Genomic DNA, 19432 nt, shown 5'->3' with positions numbered 1-19432 from the left:
TCATTTCGATAATAATGTTTCTAGTTCTTCTTCAGTTTCTGGTACTCGTTCATATTCTGGCATCAATTCGTTAAAGGCTTTGAGTTCTTTTGTTAAGCCACTAAATCCTTCGGTTTCATATTTATTCATAATATTTAGAACCTCATGATATTCGGTTGGATATACTTTAATAAAATTAGCCTTTTCATCTTCAAAATGATCTAAGATATCTTTAGCTTTTTGAGAACCAGTATACACTGCGTGTGACTGAAGCAAACTATACAATATGTCGTCTCCATGTGTTTGATCTATCCCAAAAAGATCAACCATTTCCAGATTAATATTAGCAGCTGCTTCATGATTTGGATCATAAATATAAGCAATACCACCCGACATACCAGCAGCAAAATTACGACCAATTGTACCCAAAATGACAGCTACGCCCCCCGTCATGTACTCACAACCATGATCCCCAACGCCTTCAACAACACCACAAACGCCTGAGTTGCGAACAAAGAATCGTTCACCCGCGCGTCCATGAAAATATGCTTCTCCAGCAAATCCACCAAAACAAGCAACATTACCGATAATTGGTGAATTATTCGTATCATATCCTGCATCTTTTGGTGGCGTTACAATTAAACGCGCACCAGATAGTGACTTACCAACATAATCATTTGCCTCTCCAATAATCTTAAGTTCCATACCTTGTGTTGTAAAGGCTGCAAACGACTGTCCTGCGGATCCAGTATACGTATATCTAAGAAGCCCTGGTGATAATTTGGTATTTCCATAACGTTCTGCTATCCAACCACCCATCCTAGCACCAACAGCTCGTGATACATTATCAATTGGCGCAGACATCGTTAATGTTTGTTTGTTATCAATAGCTGCTTTGGCAGCCATATCTAATTCTGGCCATTGTCGTTTAGCAATGAATGGATCTTTTGTTTTTCGTGTTATTGGAATCACTTGACCAATCATGTTCGAAAAATCAAGTGATTTATACTTTTTGTTCGTTGTAAAGCGAATTTTCAATAGTTCTGTATGTCCGACCATTTCTTCCAAGGTACGGAACCCTAATTTAGCCATTAACTCGCGTAAATCTTGTGCCAAAAAAGTCATCATATTTATGATATCTTCCGGTTTCCCCTGAAAACGTGAACGCAATAATGGATTTTGAGAAGTAATTCCCACTGGGCAAGTATTTAAATGGCAAACACGCATCATAATACAACCTATTGCCACCATTGATAAGGTTGCAAATGAAAACTCTTCTGCACCAAGCATAGCGGCAATGGCTATATCTCTACCAGTCAACAGTTTGCCATCAGTTTCTAAAGTCATCCGCTGACGTAATTTATTGGCGGATAGAATTTGATGTGCTTCAGCTAACCCTAATTCCCATGGTAATCCAGCATCACGAATCGAATTTCGTGGTGCCGCTCCTGTGCCACCATCATACCCAGAAACAGTCACTGTATCAGCACCTGCTTTCACAGCACCAGTTGCAATCGTACCAACGCCTGTTGAGGAAACTAATTTGACATTAATTTTGGCATACGGGTTAACCGCTTTCAAGTCAAATATTAACTGCTTTAAATCTTCAATTGAATAGATATCATGATGTGGTGGCGGAGAAATTAAGCGTACCCCTGGTGTTGAACCACGTGTTTCGGCAATCCAAGGAAACACTTTATTCCCAGCTAATTGTCCACCTTCGCCTGGCTTGGCACCTTGTGCCATTTTGATTTGAATTTCTTCGGCTGACATCAAGTATTCTGCGTTAACACCAAAACGTGATGAGGCAACTTGCTTAATCTTAGAATTTTTATTTGTGTGAAAACGTTTTCTGTTTTCGCCTCCTTCACCAGAATTTGATTTAGCACCTAATCTGTTCATTGCCACAGCCATAGTCTCATGAGCTTCTTGGGATAATGCACCAAATGACATCGCGCCAACCTTAAAGCGCTTCACTATATTTTCAACACGCTCTACTTCATGAATGTCAATGGGTTGACGATTAGACACAATTTCCCACATCGACCGAATAGTACCAGGATGTTTATGCTCCGCTTCATGAATGTCAGCCACATACTCCTTGAAAAGTTCTTCATTTCCAGTCCGGACCGCCGTTTGAAATTTATACATCATCATTTGATTATATAGATGGTATTCACCATCTTCTCGTAATGAATAAGCACCACCTGAAGGAATTGGGTCGTCTTGAGATTCGTCATACGCTGCTGTATAACGTTTTAAGTATTCTTCCTCAATTTGATTTAAGTCTAAACCACCAATTCGTGAATGTGTACCGGTAAAGTAGGTATCAACTACATTTTTTGATAAACCAATCGCTTCGAATAATTGCGCTCCATAATAGCCTTGAATCGTCGAAATACCCATTTTGGCCATAATCTTAACGATACCTTTTTCAGCAGCTACACGATAGTTTTCTTGATGTGCTGCATCATTTATATCGTATGCTTCTAAAATTCTGTAGGCACCACGCGGATATATCGCGGCTGCGCCGTATCCAACCAACGTTGCAAAATGATGAGTTTCAATGGCTTCCGCTGTGTTTAATACAATTGAAGCATTTGTGGCGTTTCCGTTGGCTGCCAAATAATTTTTTAGTGAAGACACAGCCAGAAGAGCCGGCACTGTCAGCTGGTTTTTGGTTACCTCACGATCAGATAGAATCAGAATTGTTGCACCAGACGCAATTGCTGCATCGGCTTGTTGATTAATACCAATTAGAGCACGTTCCAATCGCCCATTTGCTAATCCGGTTAAGTTATAAGCTAGCTTGATAAGCGCAATTTTTTGTTTAGAATTGGAGATATGTGCGATTTTAGCAAAATCAGCTGGTGAAAGAATTGGTGAGTCAATTCTTAACTTGCTAGCATTTTCTGGTAAATCCTGTTGAAAATCAACCTCCCTGCCTAAATACATTTGTGTTGCAATGACTAGATGCTCACGAAGTGCATCAATTGGTGGGTTGGTGACTTGTGCAAATTGTTGTTTGAAAAATGTGAACAATCCTTGTGGTTTGTCCGACAAAATTGCTAATGGAGAATCATATCCCATAGCAACAGTTGGTTCTTGTCCAGTATTAGCCATTTTTAAAACTGCACCATCAATAACTTCTTGCGTATAACCGAAACGTTTGAAAAGAGTCAATCTTTCTTTATTATTTAAACGTTTTTCTAATAAATTTTGATTTGGTAGTTCTTGTAATGTTTCTTGATGATCATTGAGCCATTGCCGATAAGGATGTTGTGTAGCAAAATGATGTTTCACTTCTTCATTTCTAGTGAAAATTCCGGTTTTTGTATCTACAAGAATCATATTAGCCGGTCCAAGTACACCTTTTTCGATAATTGAACTAGCAGGTACATCAACGACTCCAGATTCAGAGGATAAAATGATATACCCATCATCAGTAATCAAATAACGCGATGGACGTAACCCATTACGATCTAATCTTGCACCAACAATATCTCCATCAGTAAAGACAACAGCAGCCGGACCATCCCAAGGTGCCATAAATGATTCATTATATTCTGTAAAGGCAGCCAACCCATCTGATACATTCGCTTCTTTTGAATGTGCTTCTGGCACCATCATTAATAGGGCTTGCGGTATTGAGCGACCATGTCGATACAAGTGTTCCATTGTATTTTCCATCATGGCAGAGTCGGAATTCTCTTCATTATAAATCGCAACCCCATGCGTTTTCATCCAATTAACATCACCTTGCAGAGTATTAATTTCACCATTATGTGCCAAAAAACGAAATGGCTGTGCACGGTCCCAAGACGGAAAAGTATTAGTAGAAAAACGTGAATGCGTTAGCGCTATTTTGGCTTCCACATCTTTATCATGTAAATCCAAAAAGAATTGTCCAACTTGATAGGCATGAAGCATACCTTTATATGTAATTGTCTTAGCTGACAACGATGCAATATACATATCTTCGTCTGAAATCATATCTTCTAAATGACGACGTAAAGTGAATAGTGCATCATCAAAAGCTCTACCTGAGGCAACATGCTGCGGTTTTTTAATAAATACCTGTCGAAATCCTGGCATAGCCTTTTGCGCAGTAGGACCACAAGCATCAAAATCAAATGGTACATCTCTATCAAAAATGTACTCAAATCCACCCGCAATAATCTCAACAATGATTTTATCTAAGACTTTCTTTTTAGCCACAGCATCAAAGGGTAAGAATAGCATGGCCACGGCATATTCGCCTGCCCGTGGTAGAGAGACACCTTCTTTTTTGGCCATTTTTTTGAAAAATTTGTCAGGGATTGTCATTAGCAACCCAGCCCCATCACCTGTATCTGGTTCTGATCCTGTTCCTCCTCGATGATTCATTCTAGTTAATAATGTAATAGCTCGTTCAACAAGTTCATGAGATGCTAGACCATACCGTTGCGCAATAAATCCCATACCACATGCATCGTGTTCGAGAGATTCATCCCAGAGTGGCGCATTAACTGTCATTTGCTCACGAAGTTTTGATTGCTTCATTCTTTTTCCCCGCACTTCTTCTTAATTTAGGCTCAACGTATATTGAACACAAAACGAAAAAATTAAAACTTTTTATAATTATACTCTTATTTTTTTAATATTTTGATATAATTTTGGAATAAAATACTCATAAAGCTTGATATGATTAACCAAATTTTTAATATGTTATGCAGTTCTTTTGCTTTTTATTTTTCTATTGATAGAATGAAGGTAATGGATAAATATTCAAATTAGTATAAATGAAAGGAATGAGTATGGGTTTATTAAATGGATTAATTGGTAATGCTTCAAGCGTTCCTGTAGCAAGTGTCCAAAAAGAGATTGAGCCTCTTTTAATTGAATCAGAAATAGTCGAAAACGCATTCCGCCTTGTACGTGACTTGGTTATTTTTACAAACAAGAGGCTTATTTTAAGTGATATTCAAGGATTTACAGGAAAAAAAGTTGAGTATAAATCTATCGCCTACCATTCTATTACAAGGTTTTCTACCGAAACTAGTGGTCACTTTGATCTTGATGGAGAAGTAAAAATCTGGATATCTGGGCAAACAGAGCCATCAGAAAAAATACAGTTTAAAAAGGGGCAAACATTAACAGAAGTACAGAAATTATTAGCTCAAAAAGTTTTATAATAAACAACCATTCAACTGTGTTGAAAACCATTTAGTTATATGTGCTGAAGTATAATTAAATGCCCTTATTGGGCGTACATATCAATCATATAAACTTATAATAAAAATTCTAATAAGCGAGAGAAAACATGGCCCATTTTTTAAATTACATTGTGGCACACATCAGATATGTTTACATCCTTATTTATACACTACTTACAGCAATACTAGTTATTATGGGTGGCTATTTGTTCTGGATGCATCATCATAAATAGTTAATTTATGCAAACTTAAACAGCAAAAAAACACCTAATTTGCATAATTAGATGTTTTTTATGAACTACAATTATTTTACAAGCAAGACATTTGTATCCGCACGTTCAGATACATAACGTGCAGTAGAACCAATAAACATTCGCGTCAAGACCGTTGTGCCTGTTTTTCCCATCACAATCAAGTCTGGATTATAATTTTCTATCACTTCGTTAACCAAAACGAAGCGAGCATCCCCTTTAAAGATATGTGTGTCAAATGGTACACCAGTTGGCTCAACAACAGATGCTGCTTTGGAAAGATTATCTGATGCTAACTTTGTCAAGCTATCTGTCATCGAGGCATAGAAAATCTGGCTGCCATCATGATAGGCAACAGTAGAATACTGAATGACACTAATAATTTCTATCTTTGCATTAAACTTCTTAGCTAACTGGCTGCTGTATTCCACAGCCCTCATAGCTGCCTCACTGCCATCAGTCGCAACAACAATTGTATTAATCATGAGCATTTCCTTTCCAGTAAACATAAGGTAGCCAATCTTAACACCACCTTAAGCGTAAGAATACTTTAAACAATAAAAAAACAACTCACCCCTTAACAACATCCCCCAAGGCTTTCACTTGGCCAAATATTATTATTCTGCTTAAACTAATCAATTAACATCATGCACGTAGCATTCACTTAACTTCATAATATAAACAACGAGCAAGTTGTCTCTTGGATTAGTAGAAATCCATTTATACCACTTACGTGAAATAAGTCTAGCAACTGCGTTGCTACAGAACTTCTTCTAATCTATGCCTAAAGTATACAACACCTTCCACCAAATTGCAAGCGCTTACAATTGTTTTTAACAAAAAAGCCGTGCCTTTTGCACAACTTTTATTCTATTATCAATAACAAACCTATCAGTGACGCTTCATACTTTTAATAGGATATGTCAAAGAAATCATACTTGGTATCACAATTGGTAATACAATGATTAATATTATTAAGCCAAATATTACCGTGATTGCTACCTGAATTAACGTTAGCACGCCAGAAGGTATTAGCGCTGCAAAGGTTCCGCCTAAAATAAGTGCTGCAGACAACACTACAACGCCAATTATACCCGTAGCCCTAAGAATTCTATCTCTAGCTGAAGGAATTTCTTTTTGTAGATCACGATACTTCATCATTAAGAAAATACTATAATCAACACCCAAAGCTAATAACATAATAAATGCGAAAAATGGGGTTGTCCAAGAAAGCATATCTTGCTTCAGGAAAATATGGCTGATAATCTGAGTAAGACTTAACGCCATAATATAAGATACTAGCAAAGTCCCCATGATATATAGTGGTTGCAATAATGATTTGGTGATAAAAATCAAAGCGATTAATATACCAACAACCATAATAATACCAGTTCTAATGAAATCCGCTGAGGCAATTGTTCTAGTATCATTCGTTCTCGAAGTTTGCCCTCCAATTGCGGCAACTGCGCTGGCGAGTCCTGTTCCTTTCAAGGCACCCTCAACTTGACTTTGTAGCTGAGAAACTTTTTTCATTGCCTTTTCGGAATTAGGATTACTATCTAGAATAATGTTCAAGCTAGTTGCTTTCTTATTCTCTGACATATATGCATCTAGCGCAGATTTATATTCTTTCCCATTGAGTACATTCTTTGGCACGTAGTAAGTATTAGCAGCTGAAGATCCCTTCAAGCCGATTAAATAATCATTAGCTGATTCTAAACCACTGCTGATTTGCACTGTGCCTTGGCTTGCTTCACTCAATCCTTCTTGAAGAGATTGCACTTGTCCACCTGTAGCTTTCAATGAATTATACATCGTTTGTTGACCACTATTGAGTGTATCAATACCGGAGGTTAATTGACTCTGATTATCAGCTAAGCTCTGACTGCCTGACTTAATCTCTGTAATCCCATTATTAAGAGCCGTTGCACCTGAAGATGCACTAGAAACACCGTTCGTGTACTGCTGCATTTGACTTTGCATATCTGATACACCGCTATTTAGCTGTGATAACCCTTCAGTTAGTTGCTGTGAACCGCTAACTAGTCCAGATTGATCTTTCGTCCCCCGTAATGCCGTCAATATTTGTTGTGTGCCAGAAATAGCTTCACTAAGTTTATCTAGTGCTGCAATTGAGGCTGTGTTAGCTTTAATTGAGCTTGCCGACAATGTGCCTATGCTAGACATTTGTTCGGCAAATGTCCTCAGATTGCTCAACTCTTCAGTAAGTTCATTACCAGTTTGTTGGAAAGCAGACATGTCATTTTCCAGCTTTTGTGCAGCCGTGCTTGCTGCAGTAATATTATTTTTGTTAGCACTTTGTGCTGCACTGATTTGCGTATTGATGGACTTTGATTGTGCTTGTAGTGCTGACCTTAATGCAGCTTGCTGCTCATTACTTAGTGCTGACTTACTATTAATACTACTAATAACATTATTAATATCATTGTCAGAAAGTACATTAAGTGAACTATTGTTATTCAATGCTGCATTTAATGAATTTTTTAAATCACTGGCATCTGTCTGTACATTAGCACTAGCCGTTGTTAAAAGACTAGAAGTATTGTTGAGCTTAGACAGACTGTCATTATTATCTGAACCCTTAGATAATGACGCCATGGCTCCGTTCAAACTTTGTAAGCTTTCTTTCAATTCGTTAATTTGACTCTGCTGTCCCGCTACATCATTACCAGATTGTGCGCTGAGTTCTGACTCTAATTGCTTTAGACCACTTGTAATTTGTGCAGAACCGGTACTCAAACTGTTTACACCAGTATTTAATGTGCCTACTCCTGACTGAATGGCCGCCTTATTGCTATCCAAAGTTGCTAACCCCTCAGCTAACCCGGATGTGCCAGAAGATAGTGTCCCTATACCGTTGTTTAACTCATTTGCACCAGAACTCAGTTGCGCACTACCGTTCTTTAATTCTGCAGAACCATCAGCTAACTGTTTGGCACCGGCAATGCCCTCATTTATGCTACCAGCTGATAATTGACCACTTGCCTCATTCAAACCATTGCCAATAGATTTTGTACCAGAAATTGCACTTTTCAAACCGTCCGTAACAGTTCCTAATTGATTACGAACATATAGTTCCTTTATCTTGGAACCGCCAGGACGTGTCGCCGACGTAACCGTCTTAACGCCTTTGGTTTTTTTCAATTTTTCCGCCAAACTATCAATGGTTTGAAGACTATCGTCATTATCCAATCGATTTTTTGATTTTATGTATAATGTTGATGGCTCCGCTGTTCCTTCTGAGAAATGCTTCTGAACAACTTTAAAACCTTTTTTGGCCGGAATGTCGTCCCCAAGTTCTGTCAAGGTATCATAATTTAATTGACTGTTGTAACTCGCAAATAATGGAATAGCCATTATCACAACTGTGAATAATGCTATCAATGGATATTTGATAGACTTCTTAGCGATACCATGCCACAATTTGCTTTGTGATGTTTCAGCAAATTTTTTACTTGGCCAAAACAAGTATTTACCAAAGATGACCATGAAGAATGGATTGAGTGTCAATAGCACAAGAAGCAAAACTGCGACAGCAATTGATACACCTACTGCTGACTTATAAATTGAAAACTTCGCTAACTCTAATGTAGCAAAACCGATAAGTACAGATATTCCACTATACAATATTGTTCGTCCTGCAGTTTTCAGTGCTCGTTTCGTCGCTTCTAGCTTTTCATAACCTGCATTCAGTTCTTCCTTAAACTGGTCAAACAAAAGTATGTTATAGTCGGTTCCTATTCCAAATAACACAACCACCATAAATACCTGCGTGAAATTGGAAAGTGGGAAATTAAACTTATCGACTAAGTTCATGACTACACTTAGCGATGTAATAAACGATACGCCCACTGAAAATAGTGATACAATCGGCGTAATTACTGATCTAAAGACGACCATTAACACTAAGAAAATAAATACAACAGTTATCCATTCTGTCTTATGCAATCCTTTTTCGATTTCTTCAGAAAAGTCATCTTCGAGAATATCGCTACCTGTAATATAGGTTTTAACACCATCAGTTTTAGCCTGCTTGGTTAAAGTCTCTGTCATTTGACTGACAGACTGTTTTTTATCCACTGTTAGCTGAACTAATTCTGTTGTCTTATCTTTAGAAAGCAATTGTTCCTTAGCTTCAGCACCATCTTCTGGAGCTAAAATTGACTTGATGTGATAAGTGGATTTATTTTTCTTAAAGTGATCGACTGTTTTCGCAATGTTTTTTTCCTGACTAGCAGTTATTTTTTCATTACCATTGTTGAAAACAACGATTACTTGCCGCGTATTATCTTGACCCTTGCCCCAATTGTCTTGAATTTTTTGCGCTACCTCGCTTTTAACAGCGCTTGGTAAACTTGTATCACCTTTTTCTTTAATAAGCTGACTTGTATTTGGCAAATATATGATTGCCGAAATCATAATAATTAGCCAAATAACAGCTTGTACGAGAAAAGTTCTTTTGCTACCCTTCACTCTAGTGTCCTCCAGTAATTTTTCGTACACTATGTTATTAAAGCGACATAGTGTACGAAAAATATTATATCATATCTTAATTTCATATCAAATGGTTAATATTTATTGCTATAATATATTGATAGTATTTCTTACTAATGAATCGGAGAAATAAAATGGTTGGTACCAAAAATAATAGACGTGCACAGTTAACTAGAAAAAATATACAAGACGCGTTAATCTATCTGATGCGCGATAAGAATATCAATAGTATATCAGTGACTGATATTTGTAAAACTGCAGACATTAATCGAGGGACATTTTATGCTCACTTTGTTGATGTTGCTGATTGCATGAATCATATGGAAAAAGAAACTGCCAATGAACTTTTTTCTATACTCGAAAATGATAAGCAAACTGATTCTGTGGAAGTTTTATTACAAGCTATATTTGAACTAGTTGAAAAAAACAACAAAGTTTTCAATTTTATTTTGACTGAAGATCAAGACTTTTTAGCAAATATTTTATCTACCACAAAACAGAAGTTTTTTAACCAGCTTGTTCCAGACGATGACACACTATCAATGAGTGAAAAACAATTTCTATACGAGTATACATTGAACGGAGTAGTTGGCATGATCAGACATTGGATAAAAAATGATATGAAAGAGTCGCCTAAGACACTCACATCTTATTTCAACAAATGGTGTTATCAATCTTAATTTTTCCTTCTCTAATAAAAAACCTACGTGAACCACGTAGGTTTTTACTATATCTTACTGAATTTACCATCATCAATTTTGGACATTTTGCCATCAATAATTTGATAAACTTTATCCACCTCTTCCTTCAAGCGTAAATCATGGGTCACCACAATAATGGTTTTATCATTCTTATGGGCTAATTCACGTAATAGCGACATAACTTCTTTGGACCGGGCTGTATCCAATGAAGCAGTTGGTTCATCGGCTAAAATATATTCCGGATCAGCATACAGGGCCCGCGCAATAGCAACACGTTGTCTTTGACCACCAGAAAGTTCGTTAGGGTACTTTGCTCCCAAGTCCTCGATAGCCAATGTTTTTAAAACAGTGCGAAACTCTTCATGAGATAAATGTTGTTTTTTCACTCTATCTACTAGTTCAAATTGCTCATTAACCGTTAAGTAAGGCACTAGGTTATAAGATTGCAAAATAAACCCTACCGTATTTAATCGGAGATCAGACTGCTCTTTTTTCGATAACTCGCCTATTATTTCATCGTTAATTTTCACCGTACCGGCTGTGGGAGATTGTAATCCACCAGCAATTGTTAAAAAGGTTGTTTTCCCAGAACCTGAAGGACCAACCACTAATATTAATTGCCGGGAGTCAGCACTGAAATTAACATTATCTAACGCCAAAAATTCACTTGTTCCGGTGCCATATTTTTTACTAACATTTTCAAACTCTAAACGCGCCATAGTATTAACCTCCAATCATTTCAAATGGATCTACTTTAATGATTTGCCTGATTGGTAATAAGGACCCAAGTAACGACATAATCAAAATACCAAAACTTGTGGCAATCACTTGCGTGGTTGAAATGGCTATTGGTACCTCGCTAGGGAGAACATACGAAGTTATAATCGTAAAAATAATTGCCAATCCGATACCCACCACCGCCATCAAAAATGTTTGTGTGAGCGTGTTTAATACCAGATATTTAGTAGAAATACCTTGTGCTTTCATAACACCAAAATTAGGTAATTTTTGAATTGTTAAAATATACAAAAATATTGAAATAACAATCAAAACAATCACAAAGAGAAAGCCAATCATAAATTTAAAGGTTAATTGTTGTGCTTGATACCCTGGCAATTTTTCAATAAAACTCTTTATTGTGTATAACTTGCTGTTCTTAAAATGAGTGTCGCCTGTGATTTTTTTGTTAAAAACTAACGCGTTGACGGGTGCCTGGTTAATTTTCTTTAAAGTTTGGAAAGACGTATAAATAACCGGAGCCACGTTCAATGATGCATTCGAAGTAAAGCCAACAATCTTCAACTTCTCGTCACTGTTAGCTACAGTAATCTCATCCCCAATTTTAAATCCTGATTTGTTTAATTCATCAGAAACGGTTGCCGTATTATCTCCAGTAAAACGATGCCCAGATGTGATTTTTATGTTTTTATAGATAAAACCATCGCTTTTGATTGCCAAAATTTGTGCATTAGTTTTATCAGCATGGCTGTTCTTAACTAGTGTGCTATACTGGCTAATTGCAGTTCCTTGCCCACTAACCTTCTTTTGATCATCACTATCCAAAAATGACTGCGTCAACCGTCCTTCAGCATCTTTATCTAATAGTATCTTTGATGCCTGCCATTGCGTAATTGCCGACTTGTTTAAATCAGACAAGCCCGTAGCAAGACCATTTAGAATAAAAACTAAATAGCTAATAAAAAGTATTAGCGTAACAATTAAACTGTAACGTAATTTCTCATGTCTGATTTCTCTTAATGCCAAAAACATGATGTGCCTCCTACCTCTCTAACTGTTTAATTAACATCTTTACTGCTCTCATAAATGCTAATTGCGCGTTTTCTTGCGTAAGAATGATCCACAATCGGAGAAGGATAGTTCTGCCCTATTCGAACATTAAATCGTGTCTGTTCCGAGTCCGAGAGTTTTCCTGGTTCATGGATCATTTTGTTGTCCACATTCTTTAGTTCTGGCACATATTTTTTAATGAATAATCCATTTGGATCAAATTTTTTTGATTGTAAAGTAGGATTAAATATTCGAAAATAAGGAACACTATCTGTTCCCGTAGAAGCAGCCCACTGCCAACCGCCAATATTGCTTGCCGCATCATAATCTAGCAATTTATGATGAAAGTATGCCTCTCCCCACCGCCAATCAATGAGTAAATCTTTAGTCAAAAATGAAGCGACAATCATCCTTAAACGATTATGCATCCATCCAGTCTCATTTAATTGCCGCATAGCAGCATCTACAATTGGAAAACCAGTTTGGCCTGTTCGCCATGCTTCAAATTGCTGTTCATTATTTATCCAATCAACATGTCGAAAATCCTTATTAATTGATTCAACGTTTTGATTCGGGTACATCACATAAATCATGTTGTAGAAGTCACGCCAACAAAGCTCTTTCATAAACGTGATTTTGCCATTACTATCAGGAGACTGATTGATTGCTCGCCAAACTGTTCGAATTGATATTTCTCCAGTCCGCAAATATCGCGACAAATGGCTTGTGCTGTCGTTTGCCGGAAAGTCTCTTTCCTCATCATACTGGTCTAAGCCTTCGTTGATGAATCGATTGAGCACCTTTTTGGCCGCCTCACTACCTAAATCTTTTTTTATAAAAGAAAAACGATCGTCAATAAATGTTTCTAGCAGCTGTTCATTTTCTGGAAAAAGTAGTCGGGCGCTTTTGATTCGTTTATCAATCACATAGCTTACAGGTGCCGGCTTTTCGTGGCGTATCCACCTTTTAAAGTAGGGGGTAAATACTTTGTAGCCTTCCCCTGAATCCTTTTTTACTTCGGTGGCACCGTGTAGATTATAATCAATATAAGGGTGTGCTTTAACTTTTAACTTATCCTCAAAAAAGGCTACACTTTTTTGATCCCTATTTCTCCCAAAACCTCTTTCATCAAAATTAAAAAAGATGTCATGCCAATCTGGCAACTTCTGTTTTAAAGAAGTAAAACAGTCATTAATATCACCATACATTATGTTTAAAATAATGCCTTGTTTTTTGAGTTTGTTTTTAAAATACAAGACACTCGCAAAAAAAGCACTCTGATTGACAGTACTCTTTTCTGTCACTTGCTCCGGATTGATATGAAACACACAAAAAATTTCATTACTATGGCGCAATGCATTAAATAATGCAATATTATCTTCTAATCTAAGATCTCTGCGAAACCACATAACAGATACCATTGTATTCCCCCTGCTTCTTTCTTTATTACCACAAATAATTGTGGCAAAATACCATAAAGGTTGCCTATAGTGCATTGTATCAAATTAGTAAATAATAAACTATTAAAGCGTTTATCGCTAATAAACGAACAATAATAAATTAAACAGTTAATGATTTTTATCACCATTTTCAATCAGCATATTAAAATAAAACATATCAATAACTTACGAACAATACAGCAAATGAAGTACAACACAATGACAACTATGATATTAATCAGAAGGGTTCCATCGACCATATCCCCCAAGCACTTGAAATCATGGCAATCAATCGAGTCGGCTAAGGTACCAACCTCGTCGAAGACCTAAACTTAGTTATTAAAAAAGGAATCGTTTTGACATCTTGCCCCCTCTTTAATTCTTTTGCTTGGATTAGTACCGAACAGAAAGAATTATATTTAAACGAATTAGACCAATACGCTACTACAAATTAAGAAAAGCCTATTCCTTTAATGGGAACAGACTTTTCTTAGTTAATCATCACTTGTTCAAAAATTTGAACTTGTAATTCATATAAAATACAATTAACCAACTTATAAAATTAAATATGAGTATCGTATCTAACAGACGATCACTACGATAAGAAACAACTAATTCATTATGACCCTTTCTTTGTTTGATGATTGGCGTTCCTATTCGACTGAGTTTGATATTTGTGTGCAGTATTTTTTGATTCAATCGCAAGATAGTATCTGTATACTTTATAATCGGAACCTGAATATTCTTAACGCTTCTGCCTTCCCATGTGACTACCAACTTATTGCCTTTGACAGACTTATGGAAGTATTTTTGTTTGTTAATAACTTGATGATGATAAAGCGAGTATTTATCTTTGCACTTAACTGTTTTCACCGGCAAGTAATCAGGTGTGGACTTTACCACATATTGTAAGGCTTGTGCTTTGTCTTTTATGAAAAAGGATTTCTTGATTTCACTGGTATTTTCAGACGTAAAATACGTATGAACAGAAGAGTTTAAAAAGGATTCAGTTTGGTGCCACACATTCAAGGCATTGTTAGTTGAAATGCCTGTTTGAAACAACGACAATAGCAATAATCCATAGCTGATGAGCCCAAAAACAACTGATCTAGTATGCCACTTTTCCAAAAGCAAACCAACTGCTAGGAGTAGCAAAACTGTGAAAGGTACAAAAAAACGAAACGGAAATTGAATTGTCTCAATTAATTGATTATGGGCATTATTCAATAATTTCCACGGAAATAAATTTGTACATAAAATAAACAAAAATCCGCTGGTAACCGCTGTTACTTTCAATAATTGCGACTCTTTTTTCCAATGCTTACAAATTGTCCATAGAGCAAAAAGCACAATAATCATTAAAATGGGCGGATAAAATAGCCAATAACTACTACCTTTAAAAATAGTTGTTTCTGCCATCCATTTATTAACAAATGGTTGAGCAATATTATTTTCACTGTAAATTGCAATAAAACTATAGAGTACATTTAATACTAGAAAACCGAAGATAACAATGGCTAATCCTAGCTGTTTAAACAGCTTAATTTTAGTGTGCTTGCTATTAGTAAAAAAAGCTGTTAAGAAAAAGCAAGCATACACAAACACAAGCAAAAAAGCTGACAACATATGAATTTGACACATGACGCCGATACTTATAGCCGTTTGGATTGGATGAAGCGTCTTTTTTTCAATTAGGTCGATTAGCGGTATAAGGCAGAGTGGAAATAATGCTGCTCCCCAACTCGAAAATCCTTGTCGTAATGTCCAATACTGAACCGAGTATGTGGTCATATACAAAATACTCAAGGGTATTCTATATACAAGCTGTACACCAGCTTTTTTTAAAAGAAGATACAAGGACAAGCCAGACAAAAAATACAAAATGCCATTTGAAATCACCTGATAACCAAACCAGGAGGGACTAATTAATACAATCAGCCCTTGAATGTAGGCCATAAATGGTCCATACAAGGCATTGACAATTCGACCAGAAGATTGAAATCCATACATGGAAATAAAATATTGAAAGTTCCCATGCTTTATCTGCATAGCCGTATCATACAAACGATTAAAATGAAAAATAGCATCTGATCCAATAATCATTGCATGGTTTAAGAAGAATGGTATTAAAAGCAGTATTGACGACAGTAGTAGAATGGCGATTGGCCATAGTTTTTTAACCTGTTGTAAAATTGTTGACATAACTTCCCCTATTTATGTATTACTTGGCTAAGATTAGACGCCAGAAAAATACTATCGTTTTAACATAAAATGAACATTAATTTTAAACATATTTATATATAATGACATTTTATTCTTTTTATAGTTGCTATTTAACCTTGTTTTTATTATGGTAGGTATAAATCAGTTTAAAACGAACTAAAAAAGGATTTATCATGTTAAGACGTCATTCCCCAGTATGGTTGCATCACTTCATTATTTTTGTCATTATCTTTTTCTCATCGCTCTTATCGACGTTACCCGCTTTTACCAACAACACATTTAAATTGAGCTACGATGGTAATATTCACTTGGCACGCTACGACGCTATAACACAAGCACTTAGCCATGGTTCTTTACCTCCCCTTGTAAATTTTATTGGACTTCACCATACTGGGCTTGCCATGAACGGTATGTATCCTTGGATAACCAGCACTATTTTTATCATCCCCAAATTATTGTTCAGTAATCCGATAGTTGCGTTAATGGTCGGATTTATCGTTTTAAACTTTTTAACAATTTTTAACGTTTTCCTACTAGCTAAGTTTATAACACATAAAAGATGGATTCAAATACTTGGCATAGCAATATACCAATTTAGTTCTTATCACATGGCTGTCCTTTATTCTCGTAATGCACTTGGAGAAGCACTGGCTTATGCTTTTTTACCCCTAGTTCTGCTGGGGTGTCTCAAAATATGGCATAACTTAACAAATGGTTGGCTATACTTAGGATTCGGTATGGGCGCCATCGCCAACAGTCACATTCTTTCTTTAATTATTGTAACAATCATGATTGCCATTTTCTGTTTTATCAGAATTGTACGTCATCAATTAACACGAAAAGAAGTCATTAATTATATCAAAGCCGCTGTTCTAGCGATTTTATCGGCTTTTTATACGCTTACTAACATCGGGTCACTGCTATCCTCCAATTTATTAATGAGCCCAACACCAAAATTAGTACCGTTAAATGCAACAAAATACTGGCAAGCTCTCCTTGATAATAGTATCATTGAACGTTCCGCTAGCTTTAACATAGGACCAATCAACACCTTCTTATTGTTTTTCCTAATGATTATGTTGTTTACAAATAAATCTGGCTTATGGCGCCATTGGACACTTGCAACAATTATTGTATTTTTTAGCACTTTTGACTGGTTACCTTGGCAAAACCTTGTCGGCACACCTATCAATATGATTCAATTTTTGGGGCGGCTATTGTTCATTTCTTCCCTATTGCTAGCCGTCAGTGTTATGTATTATTTTGACCAGTATCCTTTAAAGTACACAGACATTAATTTTGTGATTACTTTAGCTTTGGTTGCAGTCAGTTTAAATGCAGTTCACACTTATCACAACAAAACCACGAAAGATGGTTACCGGTTTTGGCTAACTAGAGACAACTATGACCAAACCATTAAAAATAGCGCAATAGGCATTGATTATTTACCCGCAAACAATAAGCATCAATTGCAATCTAGGATAACTGCTTTACAAAATGCAAGTGTTTCTTCCCTGAAAATAAAATCGCAAACATATAATAGTGCTGAGTACATGATCACTACGGCAAAGGAAGGATACTATTCTCTACCGATTGCTGTATACTCAGGCATTCATTACAATGTTACTTTAAATCACAAAAAAGTAAAGCTTGCAAACGGCCACGCTCTTAAATTAAAAATCCCTAAGGGTCTGAACCGTTTAAAAATCACGGTTACAGTAAATATCAGTAATTATTTCACGATGCTGATCAGTCTATTGACGATAGTATACAGTATCGGGAAACTAACATTTGCAAACTCAAACAGTTTTGCAAGAAAAAATAAAAAGCGCCAAAACGATAAATAATATCTTTTTGGCGTTTTTTATTATACTTTTTTATTTTATGGTCGCAACACCATAAAAGGCTTAAGCTGCTACTATCTTATAACAAATCCCAGGTAGAGGCGCTGATTGAAGGGAACAAGTGAATTAGTCGAGCAATTTCTGCTTTGTTAAACTTAAATTCAACAACTGGCAGCAATGTGTTGATAACATTTTCTGCTTGCTCACTGACTTCTGTTGCACCAAGCAATCGATGTTCATCATCAAAAATTAAGGTGTTCTCACTAATTGTTTCCTTGTTCACTTTACGATACCAATCACCAACCAAATTATTCTCTTCAATTTGATAATTGTTCTCTTTTGCCTCTTCAACAGTTACTCCAACTTTAGCAATTCTAGGAGATGTAAATACAACTGATGGAATCACAGGATATGTGATAGGTTCTCTGCTTTGCCCAGAAAAACGCTTAAACAAATAAGTTGATTCAAATATTGCTGTTGGCGTCAATTTAGGTTGTGTTTTATCAATAACATCACCTGATGCGTATATGTTATCAATATTAGTTTGCAAATACTCATTAACAACCACACCTTTTTCATTATAGTTCACGCCGATCTTTGCTAACCCTAGGTTGTCGGTATTGGGGATGCGACCAGTCGCATCTAACACCCATCCAACTGATAATGATTGATCGTCACCATAATTCACAATAACTTGATCACCCGATTTTTCAAAACTTGAAACCTTAGCATTTTTAACAAACTTTACGCCACGTTCCTTAAGGTCATCAATTACTTTGTTGACATATGGCTGATAAAATTCTTTAAGCGCTTTGTCCCCGTGCATCAGCACCGTGACGTCAGAACCAGCAGCATTGGCAATTGTTACAAACTCCATGCTAATGTAGCCAGATCCTATAATAGCAATCTTGTCGGGTAATTCAGTTAAATCCATAAACTCACGGCTATCATGGGCCAACTCACTACCAGGAATGTCAAGCCTATGTGGACGCAAGCCAGTTGAAATGACAATTTTGTCAGCTGTTTTTGGCTGACCATCTACTAGAATAGTGTGATTATCTTGAAAAACACCTGATCCTTGAATAATATCAATCCCTGAACTCTTAATAAGTCCACCAATCATCCCTGGCAACTCATCAATTACTTCTTGCTTGTGCGCAACACTTTCTTTCCAATTGATTTTCAAGTTACCCGCAACGACGCCCGAGAAACGCTCTGATTCACGAAGTAAAGTAACTGGAGCATCGAGTGTAATTTTAGCGTTACAACCATAGTTTGGACATGTACCACCAATCAAATCTTTTTCGATAATACCGACCTTGACCCCTGATTGAGCAAGTGGAACTGCCCCATCAAACGTACCATGCCCACTTCCCAAATATAAAACATCATAATCGTATTGCTGTGTCATAAAATTTCCTCCAATTTTAGGGCTCTTCCTATATCAGTTATGGCAATTATAGTTCAGGCAAATATTTATGGCAAACAATATACTCG

Annotated in this window: 11 protein-coding genes; 3 read left to right on the top strand and 8 right to left on the bottom strand. The window is 36.5% G+C overall.

Annotated elements, in window-relative coordinates; all coding sequences use genetic code 11:
• A complete protein-coding gene (gene gltB, locus A6B45_RS04025) occupies window positions 1–4521 on the bottom strand; it encodes a glutamate synthase large subunit (RefSeq protein ID WP_072613456.1) in 4521 nt (1506 codons plus the stop codon).
• Between the two features lie 254 nt (window positions 4522–4775).
• On the opposite strand from gltB, the gene A6B45_RS04020 reads away from it, so the two are divergent.
• Window positions 4776–5153, top strand: a complete 378-nt coding sequence (locus tag A6B45_RS04020; RefSeq protein ID WP_072613455.1) for a PH domain-containing protein — start codon at window positions 4776–4778, stop codon at window positions 5151–5153.
• 325 nt (window positions 5154–5478) lie between these two features.
• Here A6B45_RS04020 and A6B45_RS04015 read toward each other — a convergent pair whose 3' ends face one another.
• Both A6B45_RS04015 and A6B45_RS04010 read right to left on the bottom strand, forming a co-directional pair.
• The gene (locus A6B45_RS04015; RefSeq protein WP_072613454.1) at window positions 5479–5910 is read right to left on the bottom strand and encodes a universal stress protein; all 432 of its coding nucleotides are present in this window, start codon (window positions 5908–5910) and stop codon (window positions 5479–5481) included.
• 406 nt (window positions 5911–6316) lie between these two features.
• The gene (locus A6B45_RS04010; RefSeq protein ID WP_072613453.1) at window positions 6317–9919 is read right to left on the bottom strand and encodes an MMPL family transporter; all 3603 of its coding nucleotides are present in this window, start codon (window positions 9917–9919) and stop codon (window positions 6317–6319) included.
• Window positions 9920–10074: 155 nt separating this feature from the next.
• On the opposite strand from A6B45_RS04010, the gene A6B45_RS04005 reads away from it, so the two are divergent.
• Window positions 10075–10620 carry a TetR/AcrR family transcriptional regulator gene (locus A6B45_RS04005; protein WP_072613452.1) on the top strand — a complete coding sequence of 182 codons (546 nt, stop codon included), beginning with the start codon at window positions 10075–10077 and terminating at the stop codon, window positions 10618–10620.
• A 47-nt stretch (window positions 10621–10667) separates the two neighbouring features.
• On the opposite strand, the gene A6B45_RS04000 is transcribed toward A6B45_RS04005, so the two are convergent.
• The 4 genes from A6B45_RS04000 to A6B45_RS03985 all read right to left on the bottom strand — a co-directional run bounded on the left by A6B45_RS04000 (window position 10668) and on the right by A6B45_RS03985 (window position 16070).
• Window positions 10668–11360, bottom strand: coding sequence for an ABC transporter ATP-binding protein (locus A6B45_RS04000; RefSeq protein ID WP_072613451.1), 693 nt, complete (start codon window positions 11358–11360; stop codon window positions 10668–10670).
• 4 nt (window positions 11361–11364) lie between these two features.
• Complete coding sequence (locus A6B45_RS03995; RefSeq protein ID WP_072613450.1) at window positions 11365–12411, bottom strand: ABC transporter permease; 1047 nt, start codon at window positions 12409–12411, stop codon at window positions 11365–11367.
• A 26-nt stretch (window positions 12412–12437) separates the two neighbouring features.
• Window positions 12438–13850 carry a cryptochrome/photolyase family protein gene (locus A6B45_RS03990; protein WP_072613449.1) on the bottom strand — a complete coding sequence of 471 codons (1413 nt, stop codon included), beginning with the start codon at window positions 13848–13850 and terminating at the stop codon, window positions 12438–12440.
• A gap of 519 nt (window positions 13851–14369) precedes the next feature.
• Window positions 14370–16070, bottom strand: a complete 1701-nt coding sequence (locus A6B45_RS03985; protein ID WP_072613448.1) for a hypothetical protein — start codon at window positions 16068–16070, stop codon at window positions 14370–14372.
• Window positions 16071–16264: 194 nt separating this feature from the next.
• Here A6B45_RS03985 and A6B45_RS03980 point away from each other — a divergent pair, with 194 nt between their 5' ends.
• The gene (locus A6B45_RS03980; protein WP_227005784.1) at window positions 16265–17938 is read left to right on the top strand and encodes a hypothetical protein; all 1674 of its coding nucleotides are present in this window, start codon (window positions 16265–16267) and stop codon (window positions 17936–17938) included.
• Between the two features lie 76 nt (window positions 17939–18014).
• Here A6B45_RS03980 and A6B45_RS03975 read toward each other — a convergent pair whose 3' ends face one another.
• The gene (locus tag A6B45_RS03975; protein WP_072613447.1) at window positions 18015–19346 is read right to left on the bottom strand and encodes a dihydrolipoyl dehydrogenase family protein; all 1332 of its coding nucleotides are present in this window, start codon (window positions 19344–19346) and stop codon (window positions 18015–18017) included.
• Window positions 19347–19432 lie beyond the last annotated feature (86 nt).

It is taken from the genome of Leuconostoc suionicum, assembly GCF_001891125.1.
GTDB classification, from domain to species: Bacteria; Bacillota; Bacilli; order Lactobacillales; family Lactobacillaceae; genus Leuconostoc; species Leuconostoc suionicum.
The sequence above is the reverse complement of the archived record's forward strand: the minus strand, read 5'-3'. Positions and strand labels throughout refer to the sequence as shown.